Source organism: Thermoanaerobaculia bacterium (genome assembly GCA_035717485.1).
In the GTDB taxonomy this organism is placed as follows: Bacteria; Acidobacteriota; Thermoanaerobaculia; order UBA5066; family DATFVB01; genus DATFVB01.
Map to the genome: position 1 here is coordinate 1 of DASTIQ010000124.1, position 2,749 is coordinate 2,749.

Below are 2,749 nucleotides of genomic sequence, written 5' to 3' on the forward strand. Positions count from 1 at the left end.
AACGACCAAAGCGCCGACCGCCGTCCAGAACAGGAGAACGCCCCGGCCGGCGCGTTCGCCCGCGGCGGCGTCTCTCGCGCGCGCCGCTTCGGCCGGCGTCACGGCACGAGCGCCGCGGGCGTCCCGGGACCGACGATCGCCGCGAGATCGAGCGCATCCCAGTTCGTCAGACGGATGCACCCGTGCGATTCGCTCCGGCCGATCGCCGCCGGCTCGGCCGTCCCGTGGATCCCGTAGTGCGGTTTCGAGAGGTCGATCCACACGACGCCGACGGGGTTGTTCGGGCCCGCGGGCACGGTCGCCTTCGCGTCCTTCGTGTCGGCGTCCCAGAAGAGGTCCGGGTTGTAGTGGAAGCTGGGATTCCGCCCGATGCCGGTGATCTTCCATTGTCCGAGAGGAAGGGGGTCGTGCTCGCTTCCGACCGTTGCGGGAAATCGCGCGATCGTCTTTCCGGACTCGTCGAGCGCGGCCACCGAAAGGTCGCTCTGGCTCACCCGGACGGACGCGGCTCTGGGCAGCGGCGAGCGCTCGACGTCGGGAACGAGGATCGCGGTCCCCGCCGCGCCGAAGTCCGCCCCCGGACTCATTCTCTTCAGGAGCTCCGGGCTCGAGTGGAAGCGCTCCGCGAGCTCCTCGAGCGGCGAGGAATAGGGCATCGACGGCAGCTTCGCCTTCTCCATCATGTCGTCGGGAATCGGAAGAAAGGGCCCGGACACGTCCTCCGCCACGATCGTGTATCGCACGACGATCGGCTTCGCGTCGCGATCGAGCGCCTTCCACGTGGCCTCCGAGACCGGAATCGAAGGATCGATCCCGTTGGCCGCATCGAACGCCGCCGCGGCGCGAGTCGAGTTGTCGCCGAATCCTCCGTCGATCTCTCCAGGCGAGAAGTGGGCGCGGTCGAGGAGGACCTGGGCGCGCAGCGCGGCCGGCCCGCGGGCGCCGCGTGAGAGCGGCTTCTCGGCGGCCGCGTCGTTGACGGCCTGCGCGTCGAACGCCGCCGGTGCCCGGGGCGCGGACCGGCGGTTTCCACGCGGGGGGCGGCGCCCGGACGCCGCCCGGGCGGGCGCCGCCGAAAGGATCAGAACGCCGAGCAGGATCGCGCCCGAGGCGCGGCGGTTCGCCATGAACCGGAATGATTCAAGTCCGGTGCCATCACGCGATGCGAAATCTTCCGAAGGCCGACGCGACGTGGAAGTCGGGGGGATCCGCGCGCGTCGGAAAGAGCGCGGAGAACTCCCCGGCCGTGCGGTCGATCCGGAAGAAGTTCGCCCGAAACGTCCCCGGCAGCGCGTCGCGGCCGAGCGCGGAGAGCGGAACGCGGAGCAGCGCGCTCCATCGTCGCTCGCCGAGCCGCACCTCGGCCGAAAAGCCGGGGCACCCGAACGTCGCGACGGACATTCCCTTCCGCGTTCCTTCGGGCGAGTCGACCCGCGCCGAGAATCGCGTCCCGAGCGGGTTCACCTCGAGCTCGAGATAGCGAAGGGGGGGATCCCCCGCGCCGACGAAAGCTTCGACGACGTCCTCGGTCCAGAGCGGCGCGTTCTCCTCGCGGAGCGTCGCGACGACTCCCCGATGCCTCGCGTCGAATCGCGCGAGGAGGAACTCGCCGCGGACCGCGAGCCGGAGTGACGTCGCGAGCCGCGGCGGGGCTCCCGTCACCGCGTCGACGAGGCGGTGCGCCGGGAGCTCGACCAGCCGGTCCGTGGGACCGAGCCGCGGAACGGCGATTTCGGCGGACATTCCGCGGCATTGTCCCACGCGCGATCCTTCGCGGAAGGAATACACGAAACGCGGAGCGCCCGAGTCGCCCGAGGAGAATCGAGGGCGTGCTTCAGACGAGCAACGACGCCGCGTCTCGGAGTGGTCGAGGGTCTACCCGGCCGCGGAGGACACGGCGCGGGCCGACGGTTACGGCTTGAACTGTCTGACGAGATTGAATCCGATGTGCCAGTCGTTGTTCCGGAAGCCGTTGTCGAACTGGCGTCCCTGTCTCTTCGGGCCGACCGCGAAGTCGCCCGAAAGATACTGGTCGACGGTCGTCACCGTCGTGTTCGAAATGACGAGAGTGAACCGGTGGCGATAGAGCGTCTTTTCGATGCCGATCGTCCAGATGTCGATCGAGTCGGGAACGCTCTTGCGCTGGAACTGGTACTCGCCCTGGAGGTTCCATGAACGGCCGAGCGCGATCCCGGCGTGGAACGGCACGTTGAACGCGTGCCGCTCCGAGGTCGTCTCGGAAGAATAGGCCGGTACCGCCGAAACCTCGATCCGGTTGTTCCACGCGTGGAGCGAGAGAATCGCCTGGGCGAAAAACGACGTCTGCGCATCGCCCGCGGGCAGCTGCCCGCCCGCGGGGGTGATGATGACGGGCTCGCGCCGGTCGTCGCCGCCGACCCGGAGCGCGGCCCCGAAGGCGCGCCCCGGCGGAACGAACGCGTATTTCGCGGCGAGCTCCCAGTCGTCCTGGATCCCGGATCGGTAGAGGGAGACCTCGCCCCGTTCGATCGGCGCGTACGCGAACCCGAAGCCGAAGTCGGCGCCGGAGTCGAGCGAATAGAGCGAGTGGGCGTCGCTGCCGCGGACGGTTCCGCGGAAACGATGGGTGACGAGGAACTGCAGCAGACCCCGCGCCATCGTCTGGTCCGAGGGGAGATTGACGACGAGCGATCCCGTGGGCGCGAGCCAGCGCCGCGGCGGCGCCGCGTCCGTCGAGCCCGCGGCGGCGGCGGTCGAGGCCGGCGCCGCG

General features: G+C 69.9%; 3 protein-coding genes. All 3 read right to left on the minus strand.

Going from position 1 to position 2,749, the window contains the following annotated elements; translation table 11 throughout:
• Window positions 1-98 precede the first annotated feature (98 nt).
• A complete protein-coding gene (locus VFS34_06685) occupies window positions 99-1,127 on the minus strand; it encodes a L,D-transpeptidase (GenBank protein HET9794132.1) in 1,029 nt (342 codons plus the stop codon).
• Window positions 1,128-1,155: 28 nt separating this feature from the next.
• Window positions 1,156-1,743 (minus strand): carbohydrate-binding family 9-like protein, encoded by a 588-nt coding sequence (locus VFS34_06690; GenBank protein ID HET9794133.1) that lies wholly within the window; start codon window positions 1,741-1,743, stop codon window positions 1,156-1,158.
• Window positions 1,744-1,911: 168 nt separating this feature from the next.
• A partial coding sequence (locus tag VFS34_06695; GenBank protein HET9794134.1) for a DUF5777 family beta-barrel protein occupies window positions 1,912-2,749 on the minus strand: 838 nt, incomplete at its 5' end.